This is a genomic window from Clostridium sp. AM33-3 (assembly GCF_003480315.1).
Classification (GTDB): domain Bacteria; phylum Bacillota; class Clostridia; order Lachnospirales; family Lachnospiraceae; genus Brotaphodocola.
In genome coordinates this window covers 1-23,325 of the sequence record NZ_QUIV01000035.1, presented here as the reverse complement: position 1 = coordinate 23,325, position 23,325 = coordinate 1, and the positions used below count along the sequence as shown (strand labels likewise).

Genomic DNA, 23,325 nt, shown 5'->3' with positions numbered 1-23,325 from the left:
TAACTATTCACAAATCTTATATCAGTTTTTAACGTTTACACAAAACTTGAAACGGTCTCGGTTTTTACTATGTTATTGTGTGATAATATAACGAAAGTCAGTTTATAACATAGCCATAAATTAAGCAAGTAAGACTCCGAGAGCTTTTTGAAACGTAAACGCTCCATAGCAAGTACTGAACCAGTCAAAAGCCACATTTGCGGCTTGGCTTAATTGATCTTCTTTGGTTTTCGAATACTCTCTGGCAGCATTTCTGACCATGGGACCAGATTATCTAAAAAGGATCGGTCTGTATCACCCATGTGTTTCGGAATTTCTGTCAGAAGATATTCAAAGTACTCATATGGCTTTAAATTGTTCGCTTTTGCTGTTTCTGCAATGCTGTAAATGATAGCGGATGATTTTGCACCATTGATGGTATCGATCATCTGCCAGTTTTTCATGCCGACACAGAATCCGCGGATCGCACGCTCTGATGCATTGTTGTCCATCGGAACATCTCCGTCGGTCAGAAAAACCCAGAAGTATTTTTCATGATTCAATGCATAAGTGAAAGCTTCCCTCAGTTTTTCCGTACCGACTTCACTTTCATGTTGTTTCAGGTACACAACAAAGCATCTACCAGTGGTTTTACAACCACCTGACGCTGAACAAGCCTTTCTTTTGATGAAAATTCTTTGAGTTTTCCTTCCTCCCGGTAGATTGCCTGGATCTGCTTTATGATCAGGAACGAAGCAGACTATTTCTGGCTTTCCGGATGAACTTCTGTTCCAGACGGTAAAGTGGAACCGCGTTTACATACTTTCCATTCATGATAGCTGCAGCGAGAGACGATGAGACCGGGCTTGCGTGGAGCAGGCTCTTTGGATGCGCCGCTTATTTGCGGCGCTTGTAACACTCAGCCGGAAGGTCTTTTGACCACAGTATGAGTGGTTCTAAATTTTTTTATCTATACTTCAAGTCTTTGGCTTTGATTTAGGGTTATAAAATGTACTCTCGATACGCATTTTGTCCAAATAATCCACGTATTTCGGGCTGTACATAGGTTTCTTACGAATTTTGTAGCCGTTTTGTAGACAGCTGTTTTATACATACTAACCGTTCGCAACAACTTGATCATTCCTCGAACAGATACAGAAGATATCCGTAACCCTCTGCTTTCATCTTTGCGTAAGGCACAAAGCGCAGGGCCGCACTGTTGATGCAGTAGCGCACGCCATTTGGGGACTCCGGATCGCCGGTGAACACATGACCAAGGTGAGAATTTCCGGCACGGCTTCTGACCTCTGTACGGCGCATGCCGTGGCTCAGGTCCTCCAGTTCCACCACGGCAGGCTCTTCAATGGGCTTTGTGAAAGCCGGCCAGCCGCAGCCGCTCTCGTACTTATCCGTGGAGGAAAAAAGCGGCTCGCCGGTGACGACATCCACATAGATGCCCTTTTCAAACTTATCCCAGAACTCGCCTGTGAAAGCGCGCTCTGTGCCGCTCTCCTGCGTAACACGGTACTGCTCTGCCGTCAGCTTGTCCCGGATGGATTCCGCCGCGGGCTTCTGATAGTCGCCCGGATCGATGCGCAGCCGGGAAAACAGCTCCATCTCCGCGCGCGGGATGTGGCAGTAGCCGTTCGGGTTCTTTTCGAGGTAGTTCTGGTGGTACTCCTCGGCGGGGTAATAGTTCTTGAGTGGGCCTATCTCCACGAAGAACTTTTCACTGCGTCCCCGCTCGATCTCCGCGATGCGCTCCACCGTTTCCTTCGCGCTTTCGTTGATGTAATAGACACCGGTCTGATACTGGCTGCCCCGGTCGTTGCCCTGCCGGTTCTCCACCGTGGGGTCGATCACATAGAAGTAGGCCAGCAGCAGGGCGTCGAGACTCACCTGCCCGGGGTCATACTCCACCCGCACGGTCTCCCGGAAGCCGGTGTTCCCTTTGCAGACGGTCTTGTAATCGGCGTCCGCCTCGCAGGTGCCGTTGGCATAGCCGCTCTCGGCATCGATGACGCCGGGGATGGACTGCATCAGCTGTTCCATGCCCCAGAAGCATCCGCCCGCCAGATATATGACATTTTCCGTGGTATCCATATACATGTTTCCTTCACCGGACATATCAGAGGGCTGTCCGGTCATTTCCTTCTCGTCCGTTTTCTGTGGCATATTTTTCTGCCCGGCGGCGCAGCCGCTCAGCAGCAGTACCGCGGTGAGCAGAAGCGGCAATACTCTCCGATACATGGTGTATCCCTCCTTTCTGAGAAGATAAATTCGTTTGTCAGCCCATATCGGCGGCAAGAGCCTGGTCGATGAGTTTTTGCAGCGTCTCCGCCTGCTTCTTTTCCGTGATGGCGCCTACGATGGGTTCACCCACGATATTGCCGCTGCGGTCGACCACATAGGTGGTGGGATAGGCAAAGATACTGGTGGCAAACTTTCCCGCCTCACTGTCGGAGTCAAAATACACATTCTGATAGGTGGCGCCCTTCTTGGCAAGCACATCCTTCGCCTCGGAAATTGCCGTTTCGTCGCCGTCCAGCGTGAAGGTGTTGACGCCGATGAGGGAGCCGCCCTTCTCCGCCAGTTCCTTGTTCAGCGCATCCAGCTCGCCAAGCTCACCTACGCAGGGATTGCAGGTGGTGAACCAGAAATTCACCACGGTGACGGCGTTGGCGGAGAACAGCTCGTCGCTCTTCACCGTGTTGCCGTCCAGATCTTTCCCTTCAAAGGCGGGGAACTTCTGCATACTGCCGTCGTTGGGAGGGTTGCTCGTGTCGCTGCCCGCGGGCATGCTCATATCGCCGTCCATGGATTTCTGCATGAGCTCGGGATACTTCTCTTCCAACTCGGTCAGCCTGTTTTCAATATTGCTGATCTCCGTGGCTGACTCCTTCAGCCACTCATACTCCTTGTTGGTGAACTGCTCTTTAGCGGCCTCGACGGTATCCAACAGGAAGTCGCCGTAGTTTTTCCCGTCTTCGATCATGGCCATGCCCTTCTCAGCCTCCATAAAGACATTTTCCCACAGCTCGGTATTTTCCGACAGGATCGCGTTCTCCTGCTCTAGCAGCTCCTTGTGCAGGGCGAGCGCCTCCTCGGCGTTTTTCGGCTCGCCAGTCATGGCGGAGCCGTTGCCGCTCATGGCGCCCATCTTGTCATTGTTCTTCGTGCCGCAGGCCGCCAAGGCCAGCACCATCAGCACGGCAAAAGTCAGTGCAAAAATTCTCTTCCTGTTCATTTTGATTCCTCCATCGTTGTTTTCTTTGTTGTTTCTTTCCCGTCTCCGAAGCCGTAACGAAAGCACACGGCGTTCGTCGGACAGGCGCGGATGCACATTCCGCAGCGGATGCACTCGGTATGGTTGGGCGTTTTCGTCACATCCACATCCATCTTGCAGGCTCTGGCACATTTCCCACAGGAGACGCACTTACTCTTGTCCACCTTCATCTGGAAGAGGGACACCCGGTTGAACAGCGCATAGAACGCGCCAAGCGGGCAAAGCCACTTGCAGAACGGTCGGTAGAACAGCACGCTCAGCGCGATCACCGACAGCAGGATGCTGAATTTCCATGTAAACAGCTTGCCCAGCGCCGCCCGGATGCCGGAATTGACAAGGGACAGCGGGATGGCTCCCTCCAGTACGCCTTGGGGGCAGAGGTATTTGCAGAAGAACGGGTCTCCCATGCCAACATCGTTCACAAGGAACGCTGGTAGCAGGAAAACCATCACCAGCAGGACAGCGTATTTCAGGTATGTCAGCGGCTTCAGCCTTTTTGTGGAAAGCTTCTTCGTGGGGATTTTGTGCAGCAGCTCCTGAAACCAGCCGAAGGGGCATAGAAAGCCGCAGATAAAGCGTCCCAGCAGGACTCCCAGCAAAATGAGAAAGCCCGTGATATAGTAGGAGAAGCTGAACTTGGAAGACCCCACCACTGCCTGAAATGCCCCAATGGGGCAGGCCCCGGACGCCGCCGGACAGGAGTAGCAGTTCAGCCCCGGCACGCAGACGGTCTTCCCCGCCCCCTGATACAGTCCGCCCTTGAGAAAGTTCGGCAGATGCAGGTTGGTCAGCAGCGTCGCCCCCGCCTGAATCCAGCCCCGGAAGCGGGACATGGTCTGTGAAACGCCTGAAAACTTTTTACCCAATGCCCACACACTCCAGACATAATTTGATTGCTTTGCTCAGCACTGTCACCGCCTCGCCCCGCCAGACACCAAAGCACAGCATGGCGGCTCCGGCCATCAGCAGCACGATCTGCGCCGCGGCCTTTTTCTCGCAGCTCATTTTTCATCACCCTTTCCGATTTTCTGCCCCCATCATAGCGCGGGAGAGTTAAAGTCTCTGTTAAGAACGAAAACTTAATGCAAACCTTATCTGTTTTTGCTATAATGAAAGCAACACAAAAACGAAGAAATAAAAAGGAGGGCTCTCATGCACCTTTTAGTAATTGAAGATGAACGCGCCCTGTGCGAGACTATCGTTCGCAGCCTGCAGCGGCTGGCCTACAGCGTGGACTACTGCTATGACGGCGAAAAGGCGCTGGCGCTTCTGGGCGTGGAACGATACGATCTGGTTCTTCTTGATCTGAATCTGCCGAAAAAGGACGGCATGACGGTGCTGCGCACCCTGCGGCAGACCGACCGGGAGACGCGGGTGCTGATCCTCTCCGCCCGCAGCGAAGTGGAGGACAAGGTGCAGGGGCTGGATGCCGGGGCGAACGACTATCTGGCGAAGCCCTTCCACTTGGCGGAGCTGGAGGCCCGCATCCGCAGCCTGACATTGCGGCAGTTCACCCAGCAGGATGTGCTGCTAAGCTGCGGAGGCCTTACCTTTGACACCCGCTCCCGTACCGCCACCGTCAACGGGCAGACGCTGACGCTCACCCGGAAGGAAACGGGAATCCTGGAATACCTGATGGTGCATCAAGGAAGGCCAGTAAGTCAGGAGGAGCTGATGGATCACGTTTGGGACAATAGCGTGGACAGCTTCAGCAATTCCATTCGCGTCCACATCTCAGCCCTGCGCAAAAAGCTCCGCGCCGTGCTGGGCTATGACCCCATCCGCAACCGCATCGGCGAGGGCTATCTGATGGGAGGCGAGGAGGAATGAAGCGGTTTTCCCTGCAGTGGCGCATCACGCTGATGTCCGTTCTGCTCATCGGCATCACCTGCGTGGCCATGAATTTGCTGCTGTGCTCTTCTGGTGTGTACTATATGGACACCATTGCGGACAGTTTACAAGGAGGCACGGTGATCCTGAATGATGGCGGAGCGGCGAGCTTTGACCCGCAGCTCATAGCGCCCAACGAGGAGTTGATCATCGTCGTCGATGGGGTGCAGGGGCGCTTCCGCACCACCAACTGGTACATCACGGCGGCGGTAACGCTGCTCAGCGGCATCCTCGCCTATTTCGTCAGTGGACGCGCTCTCAAGCCCCTGCGCAGCTTTACCTCGCAGGTGGAGCAGGTGCAGCTGAACAATCTTGCCGATATGAGGATCGATGAAGACACTATTTCGGAGTTCCGGCAGCTGAGCCGCTCGTTCAACCAGATGCTGGAGCGGCTGAACAACGCCTTTTCCGCCCAGCGGCAGTTCACCGGCAACGCCGCCCACGAGCTGCGCACGCCACTGGCACTAATGCAGGCGCAGTTGGAGCTGTTTTCCGCGGAGCATCCTGACGTGCGACCGGAGACGGCGGAGTTCCTTACACTTTTGCGTGAGCAGACGGAACGGCTGATACAGATGACCAGGACACTGCTGGAGATGAGCAATCTGCGGCAGGTGGCGCGGAACGAGCGGATCCAGCTCGCTCCCATGATCGAGGAGATCTTCACAGATCTTGCGCCGCTCTCAGATAAGCGCGGCGTCACGCTGACGGCGGAGGGAGACGGCATTATGACCGGCAGCGATGCACTGATCTACCGGCTGATCTTCAACCTGACGGAGAATGCTGTCAAGTACAACCGGCCGGGCGGCTCGGTACGGGTTTCTGTCACTCAGGAGTTGGAAAAGCTCTTGCTCCGCGTCTCCGACACCGGCTGCGGCATTCCGGAGGTGTATCAGCGCAGCATCTTCCAGCCCTTCTTCCGGGTGGACAAGTCTCGCAGCCGGGAATACGGTGGCGCAGGACTGGGGCTCTCACTGGTATGGGAGATCACCGACCTCCACGGCGGCTCCGTTTGGGTGGAGAAAAGTTCGGAGAAGGGCACTACCATTGCGGTGGGGTTGCCAACGCAACAATCAACGAAGCTCTAAAACCCTTGTATTCGTTTTTTCGCTGCTTCGCTTGCCGCCCAGCGGCGTTCTGCGCTGTATGGGGCGGTCAGCCTGTTCTTGAGGTCGGTGTTGTGTGTGCGAATATAGATCAGCGGCTCTTTCTCGTCAAACCATATATCGCTTGTTTTTTCCTGCTTGGTCAGCCCTGTTCTCATGCAAGCTTTCAGCGCCTCTGTTACGCAATAGGGGTATTTTTCGGGTGTTCTCTCCGGCTCTTGACTTTGGAAAAATGGAGATTTTCAAACAGGAGCACGCCGGACAACGCCCAGTTCGTACGACGCGCTCCACATCATCATACCCGGCGTCGCGCATATACCGGAAGAAATCGTCTTGCAAGACGCTGTAGGATTTCTTGAGAACGGGCTTGCCCTTTGTACTCAAGATGAAAGTGTTAATCGTTGATGCCGATCCACAGTCTGATGTATCCGCAGGATTTAGATATCGTGATTGTGATGACAGTAAGTAATGCTGGATTTACAAAGCGGTAATATTCATTACTATGTTTCTTACTTGAAGGATATTGTAGACGAAGAATGTGACCTGTCTGTTCGTGCAGGTATATTGATGGAAAGGCTGAAAGCATATGAGCCGGAGCTTCCAAAAGATATGGAGCCGATGGTGCATGTGAGTTATTGTGAGAAAAGTGAGTTAGGGAATCCAAGATGCCAGAAGTTATCTGATTTGGATTCCAAAACCGTAGAACAGGACAAAGCATGGTATGCTGACCGTGATCCAAACACCAACGAACCAAAAACGACAGCATAGATGTTTTTCACAGTATATTATGCTGAGAAGGACGATAAGATGCTGCACCATTTTCAAGGTAAGATAGAGATTGGTGCCGGAAACGGTGGTATCATCAGTCAGTTAAAGATGCAGAATGAAACTGACAGATGAAAGCTGGATCAGCTATCAGAAAGGAAAAGGCAATGAAGAGTACCAAAAGTATATGGAAGATCTGACGGATATGCAGAATCATGTACTGCCGTATTTGCAGAGCTTTTGCAGTCTGGAAGAAAATGGGGTGAAGGAGAGACGAGAACAGCAGGTAGTAGAGAAAAATGAAAGCAGAGAAGTTGTGCCAAGAGCTGGCGTTGAAGTAAATACAGCAGTTAAGTATGCAGGGAAAGCAGAAAGAAGTTTTAAAGATATGGAACGATCTGAGTACAAATGAGCAGGAAACAGTGCTGTCAATACTGCGTGGACTTCAGAAGTAGAAGAACAGTTCGAGTATATGTATCGGCTGTTCTTTTTTTGCTTTTAGGCGTTAAAACGGTAATGTTTTTCTTGTACATAGTCGAGCATTAGAGTATAATAAAATCAGTTTTTTTTCATATGTTTAAAAGCTATAATAAGAAAAACGGCAAAACAGATGAAAGTCTGCGACGCAAAGCTATAGGGCCTGTAAAATGGTAGCCAGTTACCACGTTAAAGATGCATTGTCTGCAATGACAATGCTTTTTTCATTTTTGGAGATTAAAAAGAAACTAAAACAGGCAGGCAATAATTGGTGGCTGCTAAAATATAAAAATGAAGCAGATAAAAACGCAGGTGTAAAGGAAATCGGTTATGTGGAAGAAAATTAAGTCAGCACAGGAACGAAAAAATACATTTAGGATAAAAAAAGAGTTATGGATTCCGGTATTTGTATTGATGATCGGTTTGGTTGTTCTGGTGAATATAGGCATTCGTGCGGATAGCAGTCAAAGGGATTTCATAAGGTCAAGAGCTGAATTAAACGCAGTAACGTATGCAGATCATATGAAGGCTGATATCGTGAGGGAAATTGATATTACAAATACTTTTGAACAGATTGTTATTAGTGAAAACGGAAAAATTTCCATGTTCTCGAAAGTTGCGGAGAATATGATGGGAGATTATATCCAGAGTATTCAGATTGCACCAGACGGCGTAGTGACTGAGATTTATCCGGAAGCCGGAAATGAGACTGGAAAGATAGATCTTATTCATGATAAAGAACGAGGAAAGATATCTTGTTATGCCAGAGACAATGATGTGATAATCATGCAGGGACCATTTTCTTTGAAACAGGGTGGAACGGGGATTGCTGTAAGAAATCCGGTGTATGTGGAGCAGAAAAATGGCGAAAGGACATTTTGGGGATTTACAATTGTAATTATTCGTGTACCGGATATATTCGCTGATTCTATAAAGTCACTTACCGATTTTAGCTATGAATATAAGTTGTCTAAAAGTATTGCACCGTGGGATGAAACATACGAAGAAGTGTATGGCTCAGGTGTGGAAATGATTGATCCTGTCACATATACTTTTGAATTAGGTGACAGTCAATGGGTTCTGGAAGTGATGCCTGAAAACGGATGGAATAGCAATGAAAAGTTATATAGACTATGGGGCTACGGTTTACTGATTGTTTTGCTTTTAACTGGATTTGTTTTTATGATTATGTTACTGCACAGGACACAGGAATCGGAAAACACAGTAGTGGAATTAAATAAAAAACTGCAGAAAGCATTGGAGCAGGCGAAAACAGCCAGTGTTGAAAAATCTAATTTTCTGTTTAATATGTCACATGATATACGTACTCCTATGAATGCAGTTATTGGTATGACGTCATTAATAAGACATGATGCAGGAAATAAAGATAAAGTAATAGAGTATGCAGATAAAATAGATATTTCATCCCAGCATCTGTTAGGGATTATTAATGATATTCTGGATATGAGCAAAATTGAGGCAGGAAAAACAGTTTTTAAATACGATGATTTCTCTATTCTGAATTTTATACAGAAAATCAATAATCTATTTCATTCACAGATAGATGAAAAGAAACAGACTCTTACAACAAAGAAAAATATCCGACATGAGTGGGTGAACGGGGATCAGCTTCACCTGATGCAGATTTTCAACAACCTGCTTTCTAATGCAGTGAAGTACACGCAGGAAGGTGGAGAAATTCAGTTTCTGGTAGAAGAATGTGAAACAAATTCATCCGTCTATGCAAAGTACCGTTTCTTAGTCAGGAATAATGGAATAGGAATGTCAGCAGATTTCAAAGATAAAATCTTTGATGCTTTTACCCGTGCCGAAAGTTCTGTGACGAATAAGATCCAGGGAACCGGTCTTGGAATGGCTATTACCAGAAATATTGGGATTTAGAGGATGTGAATGAGCAGCATGAAGAAAACAAAAGAAGGAATTAATTTGAAAAAACTCCTTAGGCTGAAGAATACAGGCAGTATCTTTGTGATTGCGGGGCTTTTGATGATTTTGGTAATAGCGTCGTACACATTTATTCTGCAAAGTTCTTACACTAAGACCGCCCTTGAAACAGAAATCACACGTGACACAGCGAGTGCAGATGCAGTACACAAACTTGTGAATGGAAGAATCGGCAAAGAAGATTTTGATCAAATCAAAGATCAATCTGATGAAAAGAAGCAATTATATAAGGATATTTCTTCATATTTCAATGAAATCAGAACACTGAATTCTACTCGATATATTTACACCGCTACAAAAAATGAAGAAGGAAAACTCGTTTATGTGGTAGACGGTTTGGATCCGGATGCGGATGATGTAAGACACCCTGGAGATTATATTGAGGAAGAAATGGTTCCGTATATTGATAGGGCTATTTCTGGGGAGAATGTGTACTCTCAGGATATCATTGATACAACATGGGGGCCGATTTTTACGGCTTGCTATCCTGTAAGCGCAAATCATGATGGGACAGGAGAAATCATTGGCGCATTTTGCATTGAAATGGATATGCAATCAGCTTATGGAATGGTTGAAGAGACGAATCATATTTCCATCATCTGCGGTTTAGTCGCAGGAACTGTATTGCTTTTAATTTGTCTATATACCTATTATGTTTACCAGAAAAGCAAGGCAGAAGAGCAAAAACAAAAACAATTATTAATGAACGCCGCTGAGGAAGCAGAGGCTGCCAACAAAGCAAAATCTGCGTTTTTGCTTAGTATGAGCCATGACATCAGAACGCCGATGAATGCCATTATTGGATTTACAAACATTGCGCTTCACCAGAACACGGTTTCAGATATTCATGATAGCTTGGAGAAAGTTCAAAAAAGTTCGAATCATCTTCTCTCTTTGTTGAATGACGTTCTGGATTTTACTCGCATTGAAAGTGGAAAAGTTACTATTTCGCCTGAGCCAGTGGACATTACTCAATTGACAGATAACGTCCAGGCGATTATGAATGGACTTCTTTATAATCGAGATCTTAAGTTTGAAGTACATCGAGAAATCCCAAAGAACCCATATGTCCTTGCGGATGTTGTGCGTATCCGAGAAGTTTTGGTGAATCTTCTTGGTAATGCTGTGAAATTCACAAAGGACGGCGGAAAGATTACTTTGGATATCAGCAGTTACCCAGGAGCGGATGAGAAACATATCATAACTCGTTATGTTGTTCGAGATAACGGTATTGGCATGAGCGAAGAGTTCCAGAAAAAATTATTCGATCCGTTTTCACAAGAAGATGATGCTAATGCCAGAACTCAATATAAGGGAACCGGTCTTGGTATGGCCATCACAAAAAAATATGTGGATATGATGGGCGGTTCGATTGCTGTTGAGAGCAAAAAAGGTGTAGGTTCTACATTCACAGTGGAGATCCCACTGGAGTTGCCAGAACAGGTTATTCAATCAGAACAAAAACAACATCTACATAGAGATTTGACGGGTATTCATGTTCTTATGGCTGAGGATAATGATCTAAATGCTGAACTTGCTACGATAATACTGGAAGATGCTGGTATGACCGTAACACGCGCATCAGACGGAAAAGAAGTTGTGGATTTGTTTAAAAATCATCCACGAGGCACATACGATCTTATTTTGATGGATATTATGATGCCAAACATGGATGGACACCAAGCAGCAAAAGTCATTCGAGCCTTGGGTATAGAGCGGTCCGATGCAGTTACGATTCCAATTATAGCTTTGTCTGCAAATGCTTTTATAGATGATATTCAGGAATCCCTGGATTCAGGCATGAATGACCATATTTCCAAGCCGATTAACATGGAGGAATTAATCGATACTATCACTAAATACATTAAACACGATTAGGAAAACAAAGAAGTTAATTCTGATGAAAAGTTTGCACTGGTCTTGTCGGATGCGAAAGCGCAAGTTTCCTATGATTATGATACGGGTCGCATCACCACATTTCTTATCAGCACCCAGCACCAGGAGGACACCTCTGTTATGGATATTCGCCTGCTGGTGGAAGCTGTCATGGAAACCGCCGGGAAGATCAAGAACGACAATATGTCCGATCAGAATTTCTACAAATTCCAGTTTGTAAATCTCAATAGAATAGCAGTTTATTAGCATCGGTCGGAGAAATCTGATCGGTGCTTTCTTGATGCTCGTCAGAAATGCCGGGCAATTTTTATGCCCATTTTGCAGAGAGGAGGTGCGTTATGGCGGGAGTAGAATTAAGGGTATCACGGTCGAGATCGGTGGTGATACTACCAAGCTTCAGAGTACCTTAAAGGGTGTCAATTCAGAAATCAAGAATACGCAGAGTCAGCTCAAGGATGTCGAAAAGCTCCGAGCATTGGTTTCACACTAAAGAACAGATGGAATTTCTCGACAACTGGTTAATGCGGCTTGTATAGACGTGCATTACCATATATGATTTTTTGAAGCAGAAATTTTTTTCTGCTTCTTTTTCTGCCAAACTTCTTCCCCCTTTTCCACCCACATACAAAAAATACCAAACCCCCATGCAAAAAAAGAATACCTTCCCCCACACACTTGCGACCGTCGGACGAATCTGTTATGATAGGGAACAGATGTTTGTATAACCGACCAACGCACGAGGCCCTTTCCTTTTCCTTTTAGTTTCTTTTATGGTAATTTTTATGACGGCTTCGGGAGGATGGTTCTTTTATATTTTTGTGGGCTATTTTATGCGATTGAGATTTTTTGTGAGAATTTTTATGCTTTTTGATTGGATTTGGAATTTTATTTTGAGTACTGTTTCCCATATTCTTTTTGTAGAAAAGTGGAAAAGTTTAGAAGAAGAAGGAGCAGAGAATATGCAGAAAAAAGTGGGATTAAATGATAGTCGGGTTTACTTTGATATGGACGGCACCATTGCAAAATGGCGTGATGTGCCTGTTGATGAAACCAGAAAGCCTGGATACTATGCAGACTTGGAACCAGAAACGGACTTGTTGGATTTCATGCGTGATGCCATGAACCGCGGGGAAAATATTTACATTCTGTCATCATACTACACGGATACCAGGGCTTTGTTAGAAAAGAAGAAATGGCTCAATGAGATTAATGGAAATAACGGCCGCTTTGAGGGTGCCCGGGTGAGCAGTGCGGAGGAACTTAGAGCAGTGCTGGACAGTGCCGTGGAAAGAAAAGCGGTTGGATTTTAGAGAAAAATTGAGGAGCGTTAGATAAATTTATGATTGAGATACGAAAGGCAAGGGACGGCGAGGAATGCCAGGTCCTGTATTTTTACTATCGGCTGGTTGATACAATGAAAGGAACTCCTTATTGTCCAAAATGGGAAAAAGGCATTTACCCAGTATTATCGGACATTGCTGGCGCAATAGGGGCAAACACTTTATATATTGCTACAGAAAATCATGAGATTATCGGAGCATTTATTTTGAATCATTTCCAGGGAGAAGGATATCAGTTTGTGAACTGGCAAACGAAGGATTCGGATGATGGAATTGCTGTGTTACATTTACTCGCAACGGCGCCTGCATGTCAGGGGAAAGGGGTAGGAAAAAAGCTGTTAGGGAAAGCAGTGGAAGTTTGTAAAAATCAGAAAGATATTGCAATCCGTCTGGACACATTACCATAGAATGTGCCAGGGAAAAGATTGTATGAGAATTTTGGCTTCCAGTACAAAGGAGATGTAGAGCTGGATTATCCTTCAACAGGAAAAATCGCTTTCAGTATGTATGAATATGTATTATGAAAGAAATTTACAGAGAGCTGGGAAGACTAATGACAAAAGATGAATGGTATACACAGCTGTTTGAACGGTTAGATAATTCGAAATTCCGGAGTGGTTTCCATTTGAAAAAAAAAGATAGAGAATATGTCCGGGAAAAAGGTTTGGAGACGATCCGGCAGCATGCCAGGGATTTCATTGCAAAGCGGGAAGCTCCGGCTGTGATTCCAAACGATGGGAAGCAGACTCCGATGCGGGGCCATCCTGTGTTTATTGCGCAGCATGCTACAGCAACCTGCTGTCGGGAATGTATCCGAAAGTGGCACAAGATGCAGCCGGGAAGAGAACTAAGCCAGATTCAGCAGGAGTATCTTGTGGATGTGATTATGACCTGGATTCAGAAAGAGATGGACGAAGATGACCAGGAAAGAAGTATTTGAGTACTGCCGCCAGCAGTATAAAACAGAGCCGGACTACCCTTGGCACGATTGGAATGCAGTGCTGCGCCATTCAGATAATGGAAAATGGTACGGCCTTGTTATGGAAGTTGATCGAGGCAAAATCGGTCTGGATGGAGAGGGCGAAGTAGATATCCTGAACGTAAAGTGCGATCCGGTTTTTGCAAGCTACCTTCGCCAGCAACCAGGGTTTTCTCCGGCATACCATATGAATAAAACCCAGTGGCTCTCGGCTTTGCTGGAAGAGTCGCTGAACGATGAAACAGTGAAGCGCCTTATAGACTGGAGCTTTCAGGCAACGGCGGTAAAGAAAAAGAAGAATAGAAAAGGAATTTAGGCGGAGAGAAATCTCTGCCTTTTTCTCTGCCATGCCATTACATAATCTCTTTCCCCGGTAGCTTCATCAATGCCATTGCACTGGATTTCAAACCCTTCTCTTTGATAATTGCCTCTGAACAGTAATAAATTTCCAGTACATTTGCAGGAAAAACGCTAAATTCCCGGCTTGACATCTGTATAGGAAAAGCTTAGAATAAAATAGAACAAATGTTCGAGTACAAGGAGGTGGATATGAAGAGGATCATTTTTCACGTAGATGTGAATTCAGCATTTCTGTCCTGGGAAGCTTGCTATCGGATTCACCATCTTGGCGGAAAACAGGATTTGCGAGAGATGGTGAGTGCCGTGGGTGGGGATCAGGAAAAACGGCATGGTATCATCCTGGCTAAGTCCATTCTGGCTAAGAAATTTCATATCCAGACCGGAGAGACTGTCGTTTCTGCAAAAGAAAAATGTCCTAACCTAATCCTGGTTCCTCCGAACTATGATTTGTATAATAGGTCCTCAAAGGCGCTTATAAAGCTGCTCAGTGAGTATACAGACAAGATTGAACAGTACAGCATTGATGAAGCATTCCTGGACATGACTGATTGCTGTAATGCTCCAGAACAAACAGCATATGAAATGAAAGACCGAATACATGAAGAACTTGGTTTTACTGTCAATATCGGTGTTTCTGAAAATAAACTTCTGGCAAAGATGGCTTCTGATTTCACGAAACCGGATCAGGTTCACACATTATGGAAAACGGAAATCCAAACGAAGATGTGGCCGCTTCCAGTAAGTGATCTGTTTTACGTGGGGCATGCATCGCTTAATAAGCTCAGAAAGCTTGGTATTCATACCATCGGAGAATTGGCCGCAATAGATCCCGACATCTTACAGGCTCACATGAAATCGCATGGATTGCTTATCCGACAGTACGCAAATGGAATAGATGAAATCGCAGTGATTGATACACCACCGCCTGCCAAGGGCTATGGAAATTCCCTAACGACCACGCAGGATGTTACAGAGCCAGGCATTGCAAAGCAGTATCTCTTATCTCTCTCTGAAACCATTGCTGCAAAGCTGAGAGCCGATGGCGTAAAAATCGGCGTTGTTTCTATCAGCCTGAGAGACTGGGACCTGCGATTTTATGGCCACCAGATCACACTTTCCGTACCAACAGATCTCACCATGGAAATTTACCATGCTGCCTGCCAGTGCCTATCAGAACTATGGGACGGCATCCCGCTGAGACATCTCGGAATCCATACCAGCCGCGTCACAACGGACCAATTCCGGCAGATGCAGCTATTCGATACCGTTGACTATGAAAAAGCAAAAACGATGGAAAAAACTGTGGACCGGATACGGAAAAAGTATGGAATGGACAGTATAAAAAGGGCATGCTTTTTATCAACAACAGGAAGTATGGAAATGGATCATATGGCAGGAGGCATCAGCAGAGAAAAACGAACAGTTGATTATTCTAAAGAACGGATACTATAATAAAAGGAGTTGATGTGGCATGCCTGGATTTGCAGATGCAACTAAGTATGGAATAGCGGTGGACAGCGAGATACCACGGGGGACTATGTTTCACATCGCCTGTTCAACGTGGTTTACTGCGACTGGCAAGGTCATGCCGCAGTATTTTAAATTTGAAGACGATAATGGAGATATTCAGACAGTCCGGGATATCCTGGTAAAATACACGGAAGATAAAAATTACTCAGGGATTCCGAGCCGCGAGTATGGCTGTGAAGCTGTAATTGGCGGGCTCATCCGGGAATTTAAGTTGATTTTTTATTTAGAGGCCTGTAAATGGGTGATGCTGGTATGAGGAGAAGAACATGTGCGGAAGGTATTTTATAGATGGTGAAATGTGGCGTGAAATCAAGAAGATATGCAAACAGATTGATGATTCTAAGTTAAAAGTGACGCGAGGCGATGTGCGGCCCACTGATATGGCTGTGGTGTTGATGGAAATGGGGGAGGTGCACCCGGAACACATGTGCTGGGGCTTTATGAGTAAGTATCAGGAGGGTTTGCTCATTAATGCAAGAGCAGAAACGGTTCTTTCTAAGCCATCTTTTCGGGATAGTATAAGGCATTGTCGGTGCGTGATTCCTGCAGCAGGCTTTTATGAGTGGAACAAAGCGAACGAGAGGGTTTCTTTTACCATGCCGCAATCCAAAATTCTCTACATGGCAGGAATCTGGCAGCCAACTGCGAAAGACAATCAGTTCACCATCCTGACAACCTCTCCGAATGCTTCTGTATTACCCGTTCATGATCGGATGCCATTGGTGCTTATGCCAGAAGAAGTTATGCCTTGGATTCAGGATTTTGGTGCTGCAGAAAAGCTTCTCACCAAAATTCCTCCGCTTTTGGAACATAAGCAGGAGTACGAGCAATTGTCACTTTTTACTAATTCAGCAGGAGTATCTGGTGGATGTGATTATGATGTGGATTCCGAAAGAAATGGATGAGCAGTGAGAAAAATTGTGCCTAAGACTGGCTGCTTTTCCAGTGTTTTGATATAATCAAAAAAAGATCAACATAATGGAGGCAAGCTATTTATGAGATTACTGATCAAACAGCGTGTTTTTTCCTGGACAGATACCTACGATGTATATGATGAATATGAGCATCCGAAATATTTTGTAAAGGCAGAATTTCTGACTTTAGGCCATCAGATCCATGTATACGATCAGTCAGGAAACGAGATTGGCATGGTAAAACAGCGGTTCCCGACCTTGCTGCCGGCTTTCGATATTGAAGTGAATGGGCAGGAATGCGGCAGCATTCAGAGAATGTTTTCTTTTTTAAAGCCGAGATATGAAATTGATTATAATGGCTGGCGGTGTGAGGGAGATTTTCTGAACTGGGATTACGATGTGTATGAAGCCTGCAGCGTGGCAGCACATATTTCCAAAATCCCTTTTCATTGGGGAGATACTTACGAACTGAATGTTATGGATCCAAAAGATGAAATCATGGCCCTGATGCTTGTGATCGCTATTGATGCGGCTAATTGCTCGAAGTAATACACAGGACAGAATCCTTCTGGGCAGAAACCGCATTGCAATTCTCATATGCCTGTCATGCAAAATATGTATGTGCCTTTTTTTACAAAACCATGTAAAATAGAATTATCAGAACACAATTCTGCCATTGCGGCATGATGAAAAGGAGAGGGATTATGTTTTTAGGAGATGGAAATGTAAAATTTGAATTTGCACACGTTGGAATTAACGCGCAGACACCGGAAGAGGGTGTGCGCATGAAAGACTTCTTTACCGAGATCATGGGATATCATGATTATCGAGAGATCCCGGCTGGGTTTTTTACTGTGGACAACAAGATGGAGCTTTTAAAGATAATGGGCAAGGGTACCATGGGCCATCTCGGATTCTTTGTAAATGACATGCCGGCAGCCATCGAATATCTGGAGGAGAAGGGCTACCCGGTCGATTATGATACCGCACGTTATGATGAGGATGGAAAAACCATCCGTCTGATCTTCTTAAAAGAAGAAATCAATGGCTTTCGCATTCATATCACGGTGAAGAAAGCACCGTTTTATGTGGAAGCAGAATAACAGCTGCAAAACACGGAAAATCTGCATAAAAATAGAACGCGCCATCAAGCAGCGCGTTCTATTTTTATGTAAGTGCCTAACCCCAGTTTTCTTTTAAGAATTCTACAATATCCGCAGCTTTTGGCGGACATCCGGCAAGACTCTTATTGCAGCACTTTGTGCAGCGGCCAACGCCGATCTTGGCGCATCCATCCGGCTGATTCTGATAACCCTGCCCGATGGCAACGGACGGAAGACCACGGCGCAGATAACCGGCATCGTTTAAGCGATCCAGTGCGTAGATCAGGGAACCGTAGCAGGCACTGCAGGCATCCTTCGGCTCAGTGTAAGCAGCCAGCTTCTGAACGCGGTGGGTCATGCGGAATTTCACACCTGCCTGATCCGGCTGATTTAAATAGATCATGTTGGCGTGTGCGGTATCGGTGCTTCCAACTCCCAGCTTTTCCGCTAACGGAATATACGGAACATCCTGGATGGAATAGCCCATACTGTCGCAGACAAAAGCATCGCAAAGTACCGGATCCTTGAAACCGAGAACACGGTTCATGACAACCGGGTTGCCGCCTTCTTCAAAATCCAGATCGCCGCAGATGTTATCTACCAAAATAAAATCATTGCGGGCAATGGTATTTAAGTGGGCAATCGGCTTGTGCAGTCCCATGGTATGGAAGTGGCGTTTTTCCTGGTTTGGGATGACGCCCTTATTGTTCTTTAAGGCACAGGTGACGGTGGTCTGGCAGTGTCCCTTTAAAACCGGCATGTTGATCATGTAATCAACAGAAGCGGCCTGGTCGCAGAGCTTGATCTTCATGCCTGCGGCATCGTATTCCTTCCAGGTGTCACGCTGCAGATCCACAAACGGAACGTGATAGCGTGCGCAGACCATGTCGTAACCGGCCGCGCGGAATGCTTCACCGGTGCGGTCACCGACCCAGGATCCCTCCATGATCGTAATATTTTCAAAACCGTGTTCCTGCAGGTATTCAATGACACCCGCTAACAGCTCGCTGTGGGTGGTAGCGCCGCTGGAAGGGGCCTTGGCGGTAACCAGATTCGGCTTTAACGCGATTTTCTTTTTTTTGTCTCCAATATCCTCGGCTACGTTTGCAGCTTCCATGACCTTTTTTGCCATGATTTTATAGTTGGTGCCGTGGATCAGGATAATATCATTCTTTTCCATAGGATTTCCTCGCTTTTAGTGAATTTCTTTTTCATTTCATCGTGCATATTATAGCGCGTTTCTTCCGGTTTGAAAAGGAAAAAGAATGCATGAAAGAAAATCCGGACAGTTTTTGTCACTTGACAAAATGGTATATACTGGCGTATATTGAATACTGCAAAGAGAATAAACGTTAGTACCGGGGAGCCTGTGGAAACGGGCTGAGAGCTGGCTGGAACCCGCCGGGACCCGTATACCTGATTTGGATCATGCCAACGTAGGAAGTGCTGTGACTGGATAGAAACAGAAAGTGGAATTGCGCACCTGCGTGGTTCTGCTTTTTTTGTTCTTTCTCTTTGCGGCGGTGCATTGGGGGCACCACCTTGAGCCGCCTAAAAATATAGATGCATGAGAGGAGTTTCATTATGAAGATGAAAACAGCATTAACGATCGCTGGAAGTGATTCCAGCGGAGGCGCCGGAATCCAGGCTGATTTAAAAACTATGACCGCCAATGGCGTATATGCCATGAGTGCGATCACTGCACTGACAGCCCAGAATACAACCGGAGTCCAGGGAATTTTTGAGGTATCACCGGAGTTTTTAAAGCTGCAGATTGACAGCGTCTTCACCGATATCCGGCCGGATGCGGTAAAGATCGGCATGGTTTCCTCCGCAGGCCTGATCCAGGCAATTGCGGAAAAACTGAATGAATACAAAGCAGAGAACATTGTAGTAGATCCGGTGATGGTGGCAACCAGCGGAGCAAAGCTCATCAGCGACGATGCCATCGGAACCTTAAAGGAATTCCTGTTCCCGTTAGCCACCGTTCTGACTCCGAATATCCCGGAGGCAGTGGTTCTTTCCGGTATGGAGATTACCACCGCAGAGGAAATGGTGGAGGCAGCGAAAAAGATCAGCGAGACCTATCACTGCGCGGTCCTGTTAAAGGGAGGACATCAGTTGAATGATGCCAATGACCTGTTATACCGGGATGGCGGATACCGCTGGTTTAACGGACGCCGCATTGACAATCCGAACACTCACGGTACCGGCTGTACCTTGTCCAGCGCCATTGCCTCCAACCTGGCAAAGGGATATGATCTGGATACTGCAGTGGAGCAGGCAAAAGCATATATTTCCGGAGCACTGGCAGCCATGCTGGATTTAGGCGCAGGTTCCGGACCGATGAACCATGCCTTCGAATTTTGCGGCAAAGGGTTTGCAAAGGAGGAAGCATGACAATTACAGAAAGATTATTAAGCTCCGTACAGGAAATCTGGGCAGGTTATCCCACCCATCCGTTCGTTATGGGAATCGGTGATGGCAGCCTGGATCAGGAGAAATTCCGCTATTATATGATACAGGATTATCTGTATCTGATCGATTATACCCGTGTGTTTGCTGTTGGTGTGGCCAAGGCAAAGGATCTTTCTGTTATGAAACTGTTCGCGGCTTCTACCCACACCATTCTGGACGGGGAAATGGATATCCACCGGACTTACATGAAGCGTCTTGGCATCAGCCTGGATGAGGCCGAGAACACGCCGGTGGCACTGGATAACCGTTCTTATACCTCTTATATGCTGCGAGCTGCCTACGAGGGAGGAGAAGCGGAGGTTATGGCGGCTATTCTTTCCTGTGCCTTAAGCTATGAGGCCATTGCAAAAGAAATCCTGAAAAAAAATCCGGAGGCAGACCGGCATCCATTTTACGGAGAATGGGTATCCGGCTATGCCAGCGCGGAATATCATATGGAAAATGAGCGCCTGACCAGTCTGATGAACCGTCTCACTGCAGATTATACACCGGCACAGATAGAGCGCCTGATTGACATTTTTACTGCCTGCTCCCGCTATGAGATGTCTTTCTGGGATATGGCATGGGAAATGAGGCGGTAGTATGCTGGAATTTGACAACGTGTGTTTCCAGTATGATGTGGATGATTACGCGATCATGGACAAGCTTTCCTTCCAGATTCAGGATGGCGAATTTGTTTGTGTAATCGGACCGTCCGGATGCGGAAAGAGTACCATATTCCGGCTTGTGAACAAGCTTCTTACCCCGGATGCCGGTCGTGTGCTTGTGAACGGCCAGCAAATTGAAAGTCTGAAAAACTACTGTGGCTACATGCCGCAGCATGATCTTCTGTTTCCATGGCGCACGGTAAGGGAAAACGTGATGCTGCCTATGGAAATCCAGGGTGGATATACCAAAGCTGAGATGCTGGAACGGGCAGATGAGGCTCTGGCTTCTGTCGGTCTTTCTGACTGGGGGCAGAAGAGTCCAAGAGAGCTTTCTGGCGGCATGCGACAGAGGGCAGCATTTGCGCGCACGGTTCTGACTGGTTCTGATCTCTTATTACTGGATGAGCCGTTTTCCGCGCTGGATTATCTGACCAGACTTTCCATGCGGGAATGGCTGCTGGAACAGTGGCAGCGAGATCAGAAAACGGTGTTGTTCATTACCCATGATGTAGAAGAGGCACTGTTTTTGTCCGGACGTATTCTGGTGGTAGAATCGACACCGATGACCCATCTTCGTTCCATTGAGGTTCCGGCCGGATATCCGCGTACCAGGGAAGAACTGGCGCGTCCGGAAATCCTTTCCTTAAAGGAAGATCTGATTCAGATGTTAAGGAGGGATGCGAAGTGAAGAAAACGAACATTCATTCCAGCCTTCCGGCTCTGATCCTAACCTTTGCCCTGCTGATCTTCTGGCAGGCAGCAGCTATGGGCGTAAATGCAGCCTACATCCTTCCATCCCCAACCCAGATCCTGCAGAAAATCTGGGAACTGCGGGTGCCGCTTTTTATGGCCCATCTTCCGGCAACCATGTCGGTCGTTGCCATCGGGCTTGGCATTTCTGTTGTTCTTGGACTTGGGCTTGCAGTTTTGATGGATGCCAATGACACGGCCAGAAGAGCTCTGTATCCGCTGATCATTGCCTCCCAGACGATCCCGACCACGGCACTGGCTCCGCTGTTTGTGCTTTGGTTTGGCTATTCTATCTGGGGTAAAGTACTGGTCACGGTACTGATTACCTTTTTTCCGATCACCATCACGGTATTTGACGGATTTCAGTCGGTCAAAACAGAGATGGAAGAACTTCTTTTTACCTTTGGCGCCTCACCGGCGCAGATTTTCTGGAAATTAAAGGTTCCGGCCGTGCTGCCGTATTTCTTTTCAGCAATTAAGATGGCTGTTCCGCTGTCTATTATCGGCGCTGCCATCGGAGAGTGGCTCGGCGCCCAGAATGGCCTTGGCTATTTCAGCCGCCGCATGATGACTCAGCTGGACGGAGCTGGTGTCTTTGCACCGATCCTGCTGCTATCTGTGGTAGCCATGATCTTTGTATGGCTGGTAACTTTACTGGAAAAGAAGATGATACGGTGGAGAAACGATTTATAAAAAATAAGTGAGGATAACAATATGAAAAAGAAAGCAATTATGGCAACATTTATGGCAACTGCATTGGTTGCTGCATCACTTTCCGGTTGTGGAAACAGTTCTAAACCTGCGGAGACAACCGCAAAAGCAGAAACCGAGGCGTCAGGCGGAGCGCAGGAGAGCACAGAGCAAAGCGCTGCTTCCGAAACAGATACAAAGGATAAAAAGGATCTTCGTGAGGTAAATGTAGTCCTTGACTGGTACCCGAACGCCATTCATACCTTTCTCTACACCGCCATTGAACGCGGCTATTATGAGGAAGAGGGGCTGGATGTGCAGATTCGTTTCCCGTCGAACGCGAACGATGCCCTGTCCATGGTGGCAGCAGGTAAGGCGGAAATCGGCATGTATTACCAGCAGGATCTGATCCAGGCTGTAGCAAACCAGAAAGCGCCGATCCGTTCCGTAGGCGCGATCGTACAGTCTCCGCTTAACATTATCCTTTCCTTGAAGGATAAAAATATCACCAGCCCGAAGGATATGGTAGGAAAGACCATCGGTTACGGCGGTACCGTGTTAAGTGAATCTCTGGTAAAATGTATGATGGAATCTGTAGGCGCGGATGCATCCGATGTCAAGATGGTCGATGTCGGCTTTGATCTGATGAGCTCCATGACCACCGGCAATGTAGATGCCACCATTGGCTGCCTGGTAAACCATGAGGTTCCGCAGATGGAAGAGGAAGGCTTTGAATTAAATTACTTCCCGGTAAGCGGCTATGGAATTCCAAATTACTATGAGGAAATCTTCCTGACCAACAACAAGCTTCTGGAAGAAGAGCCGGAGGTTGTAGCTGGCTTCCTGCGTGCATCCAAAAAGGGCTTTGATGATTTCAAGGCAGATCCGGACGGCTGCCTTGCTATTCTGATGAACAATCAGAACGAAGCAAACTTCCCGCTGACCCAGAGCGTAGAGGAGAAGTCCTGTGAAACCCTGCTCCCGCTTATGGAAACCGCAGATGCAGAATTCTTAAGCCAGACAGAGGAGTGCTGGCAGGAAAATATTGACTGGATGCTGGAAAATGGATTGATCGATCAGGACGTGGATGTAGCAGACGTCATGACTGTGGTAGAATAAAAATTTGAGTTACAAAGCTGAATAAAGGTCCGGAAGTGAAAGAGACCGCCTTCC

At 47.0% G+C, this 23,325-nt stretch carries 28 protein-coding genes, 1 pseudogene and 2 riboswitches; of the genes and pseudogenes, 22 read left to right on the top strand and 7 right to left on the bottom strand.

Features of this window, described 5'->3' with window-relative positions; all coding sequences use genetic code 11:
• Positions 1–209: 209 nt before the first annotated feature.
• From DW819_RS14675 to DW819_RS15765, 5 genes are all read right to left on the bottom strand, one after another.
• Positions 210–608: a transposase gene (locus DW819_RS14675; RefSeq protein WP_347560214.1), complete on the bottom strand. Its 399-nt coding sequence runs from the start codon at positions 606–608 to the stop codon at positions 210–212.
• A gap of 508 nt (positions 609–1,116) precedes the next feature.
• Entirely contained in the window at positions 1,117–2,229 is a 1,113-nt protein-coding gene (gene msrB / locus DW819_RS14670; RefSeq protein WP_118733872.1) for a peptide-methionine (R)-S-oxide reductase MsrB, read from the bottom strand.
• Positions 2,230–2,266: 37 nt separating this feature from the next.
• Complete coding sequence (locus DW819_RS14665) at positions 2,267–3,226, bottom strand: TlpA disulfide reductase family protein (protein ID WP_118733871.1); 960 nt, start codon at positions 3,224–3,226, stop codon at positions 2,267–2,269.
• On the bottom strand, positions 3,223–4,098 hold the full coding sequence (locus DW819_RS14660; RefSeq protein WP_182432674.1) for a 4Fe-4S binding protein: 876 nt from the start codon (positions 4,096–4,098) through the stop codon (positions 3,223–3,225). Before DW819_RS14660 ends, DW819_RS14665 begins: the two co-directional genes overlap by 4 nt.
• A 25-nt stretch (positions 4,099–4,123) precedes the next feature.
• Positions 4,124–4,270, bottom strand: a complete 147-nt coding sequence (locus DW819_RS15765; RefSeq protein WP_182432673.1) for a CD1871A family CXXC motif-containing protein — start codon at positions 4,268–4,270, stop codon at positions 4,124–4,126.
• Positions 4,271–4,417: 147 nt separating this feature from the next.
• Between DW819_RS15765 and DW819_RS14655 the strand changes: the two genes are divergently transcribed.
• Positions 4,418–5,095 (top strand): response regulator transcription factor, encoded by a 678-nt coding sequence (locus DW819_RS14655; RefSeq protein ID WP_118733869.1) that lies wholly within the window; start codon positions 4,418–4,420, stop codon positions 5,093–5,095.
• Entirely contained in the window at positions 5,092–6,240 is a 1,149-nt protein-coding gene (locus tag DW819_RS14650) for an ATP-binding protein (RefSeq protein WP_118733868.1), read from the top strand. Before DW819_RS14655 ends, DW819_RS14650 begins: the two co-directional genes overlap by 4 nt.
• On the opposite strand, the gene DW819_RS14645 is transcribed toward DW819_RS14650, so the two are convergent.
• Positions 6,237–6,416: a hypothetical protein gene (locus DW819_RS14645; protein ID WP_118733867.1), complete on the bottom strand. Its 180-nt coding sequence runs from the start codon at positions 6,414–6,416 to the stop codon at positions 6,237–6,239. The genes DW819_RS14650 and DW819_RS14645 overlap by 4 nt on opposite strands.
• A gap of 310 nt (positions 6,417–6,726) precedes the next feature.
• On the opposite strand from DW819_RS14645, the pseudogene DW819_RS16015 reads away from it, so the two are divergent.
• From DW819_RS16015 to DW819_RS14565, 15 genes and pseudogenes are all read left to right on the top strand, one after another.
• Positions 6,727–7,158: pseudogene (locus DW819_RS16015) on the top strand (LPD25 domain-containing protein).
• A complete protein-coding gene (locus tag DW819_RS16010) occupies positions 7,142–7,435 on the top strand; it encodes a hypothetical protein (protein ID WP_243025891.1) in 294 nt (97 codons plus the stop codon). The pseudogene DW819_RS16015 and the gene DW819_RS16010 overlap by 17 nt, the downstream one beginning before the upstream one ends.
• A gap of 178 nt (positions 7,436–7,613) precedes the next feature.
• Positions 7,614–7,689: riboswitch (cyclic di-GMP riboswitch) on the top strand.
• Positions 7,671–7,847: a hypothetical protein gene (locus DW819_RS15760; protein WP_182432672.1), complete on the top strand. Its 177-nt coding sequence runs from the start codon at positions 7,671–7,673 to the stop codon at positions 7,845–7,847. It overlaps the preceding riboswitch by 19 nt.
• Entirely contained in the window at positions 7,831–9,402 is a 1,572-nt protein-coding gene (locus tag DW819_RS16150) for an ATP-binding protein (protein ID WP_118733865.1), read from the top strand. The genes DW819_RS15760 and DW819_RS16150 overlap by 17 nt, the downstream gene beginning before the upstream one ends.
• Before the next feature lie 9 nt (positions 9,403–9,411).
• Complete coding sequence (locus DW819_RS14620; protein WP_243025889.1) at positions 9,412–11,343, top strand: ATP-binding protein; 1,932 nt, start codon at positions 9,412–9,414, stop codon at positions 11,341–11,343.
• A gap of 138 nt (positions 11,344–11,481) precedes the next feature.
• On the top strand, positions 11,482–11,607 hold the full coding sequence (locus DW819_RS16095; RefSeq protein WP_279220963.1) for a hypothetical protein: 126 nt from the start codon (positions 11,482–11,484) through the stop codon (positions 11,605–11,607).
• A gap of 614 nt (positions 11,608–12,221) precedes the next feature.
• A complete protein-coding gene (locus DW819_RS14605) occupies positions 12,222–12,671 on the top strand; it encodes a hypothetical protein (protein ID WP_147353179.1) in 450 nt (149 codons plus the stop codon).
• A gap of 29 nt (positions 12,672–12,700) precedes the next feature.
• Positions 12,701–13,108 carry a GNAT family N-acetyltransferase gene (locus tag DW819_RS14600; protein WP_118733861.1) on the top strand — a complete coding sequence of 136 codons (408 nt, stop codon included), beginning with the start codon at positions 12,701–12,703 and terminating at the stop codon, positions 13,106–13,108.
• A 113-nt stretch (positions 13,109–13,221) separates the two neighbouring features.
• Complete coding sequence (locus DW819_RS14595; protein ID WP_347560213.1) at positions 13,222–13,641, top strand: DUF4186 domain-containing protein; 420 nt, start codon at positions 13,222–13,224, stop codon at positions 13,639–13,641.
• Positions 13,619–13,996, top strand: a complete 378-nt coding sequence (locus DW819_RS14590; protein WP_118733860.1) for an MmcQ/YjbR family DNA-binding protein — start codon at positions 13,619–13,621, stop codon at positions 13,994–13,996. Before DW819_RS14595 ends, DW819_RS14590 begins: the two co-directional genes overlap by 23 nt.
• A gap of 233 nt (positions 13,997–14,229) precedes the next feature.
• Positions 14,230–15,492, top strand: coding sequence for a DNA polymerase IV (locus DW819_RS14585; RefSeq protein ID WP_182432671.1), 1,263 nt, complete (start codon positions 14,230–14,232; stop codon positions 15,490–15,492).
• A gap of 19 nt (positions 15,493–15,511) precedes the next feature.
• Positions 15,512–15,826, top strand: a complete 315-nt coding sequence (locus DW819_RS14580; protein WP_118733859.1) for a hypothetical protein — start codon at positions 15,512–15,514, stop codon at positions 15,824–15,826.
• A 10-nt stretch (positions 15,827–15,836) separates the two neighbouring features.
• Entirely contained in the window at positions 15,837–16,475 is a 639-nt protein-coding gene (locus tag DW819_RS14575) for an SOS response-associated peptidase family protein (protein ID WP_118733858.1), read from the top strand.
• A 90-nt stretch (positions 16,476–16,565) separates the two neighbouring features.
• Positions 16,566–17,033, top strand: coding sequence for a hypothetical protein (locus DW819_RS14570; protein WP_118733857.1), 468 nt, complete (start codon positions 16,566–16,568; stop codon positions 17,031–17,033).
• A 155-nt stretch (positions 17,034–17,188) separates the two neighbouring features.
• Positions 17,189–17,587, top strand: a complete 399-nt coding sequence (locus tag DW819_RS14565; RefSeq protein WP_118733856.1) for a VOC family protein — start codon at positions 17,189–17,191, stop codon at positions 17,585–17,587.
• A gap of 76 nt (positions 17,588–17,663) precedes the next feature.
• Here the strand turns inward: DW819_RS14565 and DW819_RS14560 are convergent, their stop codons facing one another.
• Positions 17,664–18,767 (bottom strand): DUF362 domain-containing protein, encoded by a 1,104-nt coding sequence (locus tag DW819_RS14560; protein ID WP_118733855.1) that lies wholly within the window; start codon positions 18,765–18,767, stop codon positions 17,664–17,666.
• 169 nt (positions 18,768–18,936) lie between these two features.
• Positions 18,937–19,047: riboswitch (TPP riboswitch) on the top strand.
• Positions 19,048–19,177: 130 nt separating this feature from the next.
• Between DW819_RS14560 and thiD the strand changes: the two genes are divergently transcribed.
• The 5 genes from thiD to DW819_RS14535 are packed head-to-tail and all read left to right on the top strand — an operon-like array spanning position 19,178 to position 23,271.
• Complete coding sequence (thiD, locus tag DW819_RS14555; protein WP_118733874.1) at positions 19,178–19,987, top strand: bifunctional hydroxymethylpyrimidine kinase/phosphomethylpyrimidine kinase; 810 nt, start codon at positions 19,178–19,180, stop codon at positions 19,985–19,987.
• Positions 19,984–20,646 carry a thiaminase II gene (tenA, locus tag DW819_RS14550; RefSeq protein WP_118733854.1) on the top strand — a complete coding sequence of 221 codons (663 nt, stop codon included), beginning with the start codon at positions 19,984–19,986 and terminating at the stop codon, positions 20,644–20,646. Before thiD ends, tenA begins: the two co-directional genes overlap by 4 nt.
• Before the next feature lies 1 nt (position 20,647).
• On the top strand, positions 20,648–21,400 hold the full coding sequence (locus DW819_RS14545; protein ID WP_118733853.1) for an ABC transporter ATP-binding protein: 753 nt from the start codon (positions 20,648–20,650) through the stop codon (positions 21,398–21,400).
• Positions 21,401–21,411: 11 nt separating this feature from the next.
• On the top strand, positions 21,412–22,155 hold the full coding sequence (locus DW819_RS14540; protein WP_118733873.1) for an ABC transporter permease: 744 nt from the start codon (positions 21,412–21,414) through the stop codon (positions 22,153–22,155).
• Positions 22,156–22,176: 21 nt separating this feature from the next.
• Complete coding sequence (locus DW819_RS14535) at positions 22,177–23,271, top strand: ABC transporter substrate-binding protein (protein ID WP_118733852.1); 1,095 nt, start codon at positions 22,177–22,179, stop codon at positions 23,269–23,271.
• Positions 23,272–23,325: the final 54 nt, after the last annotated feature.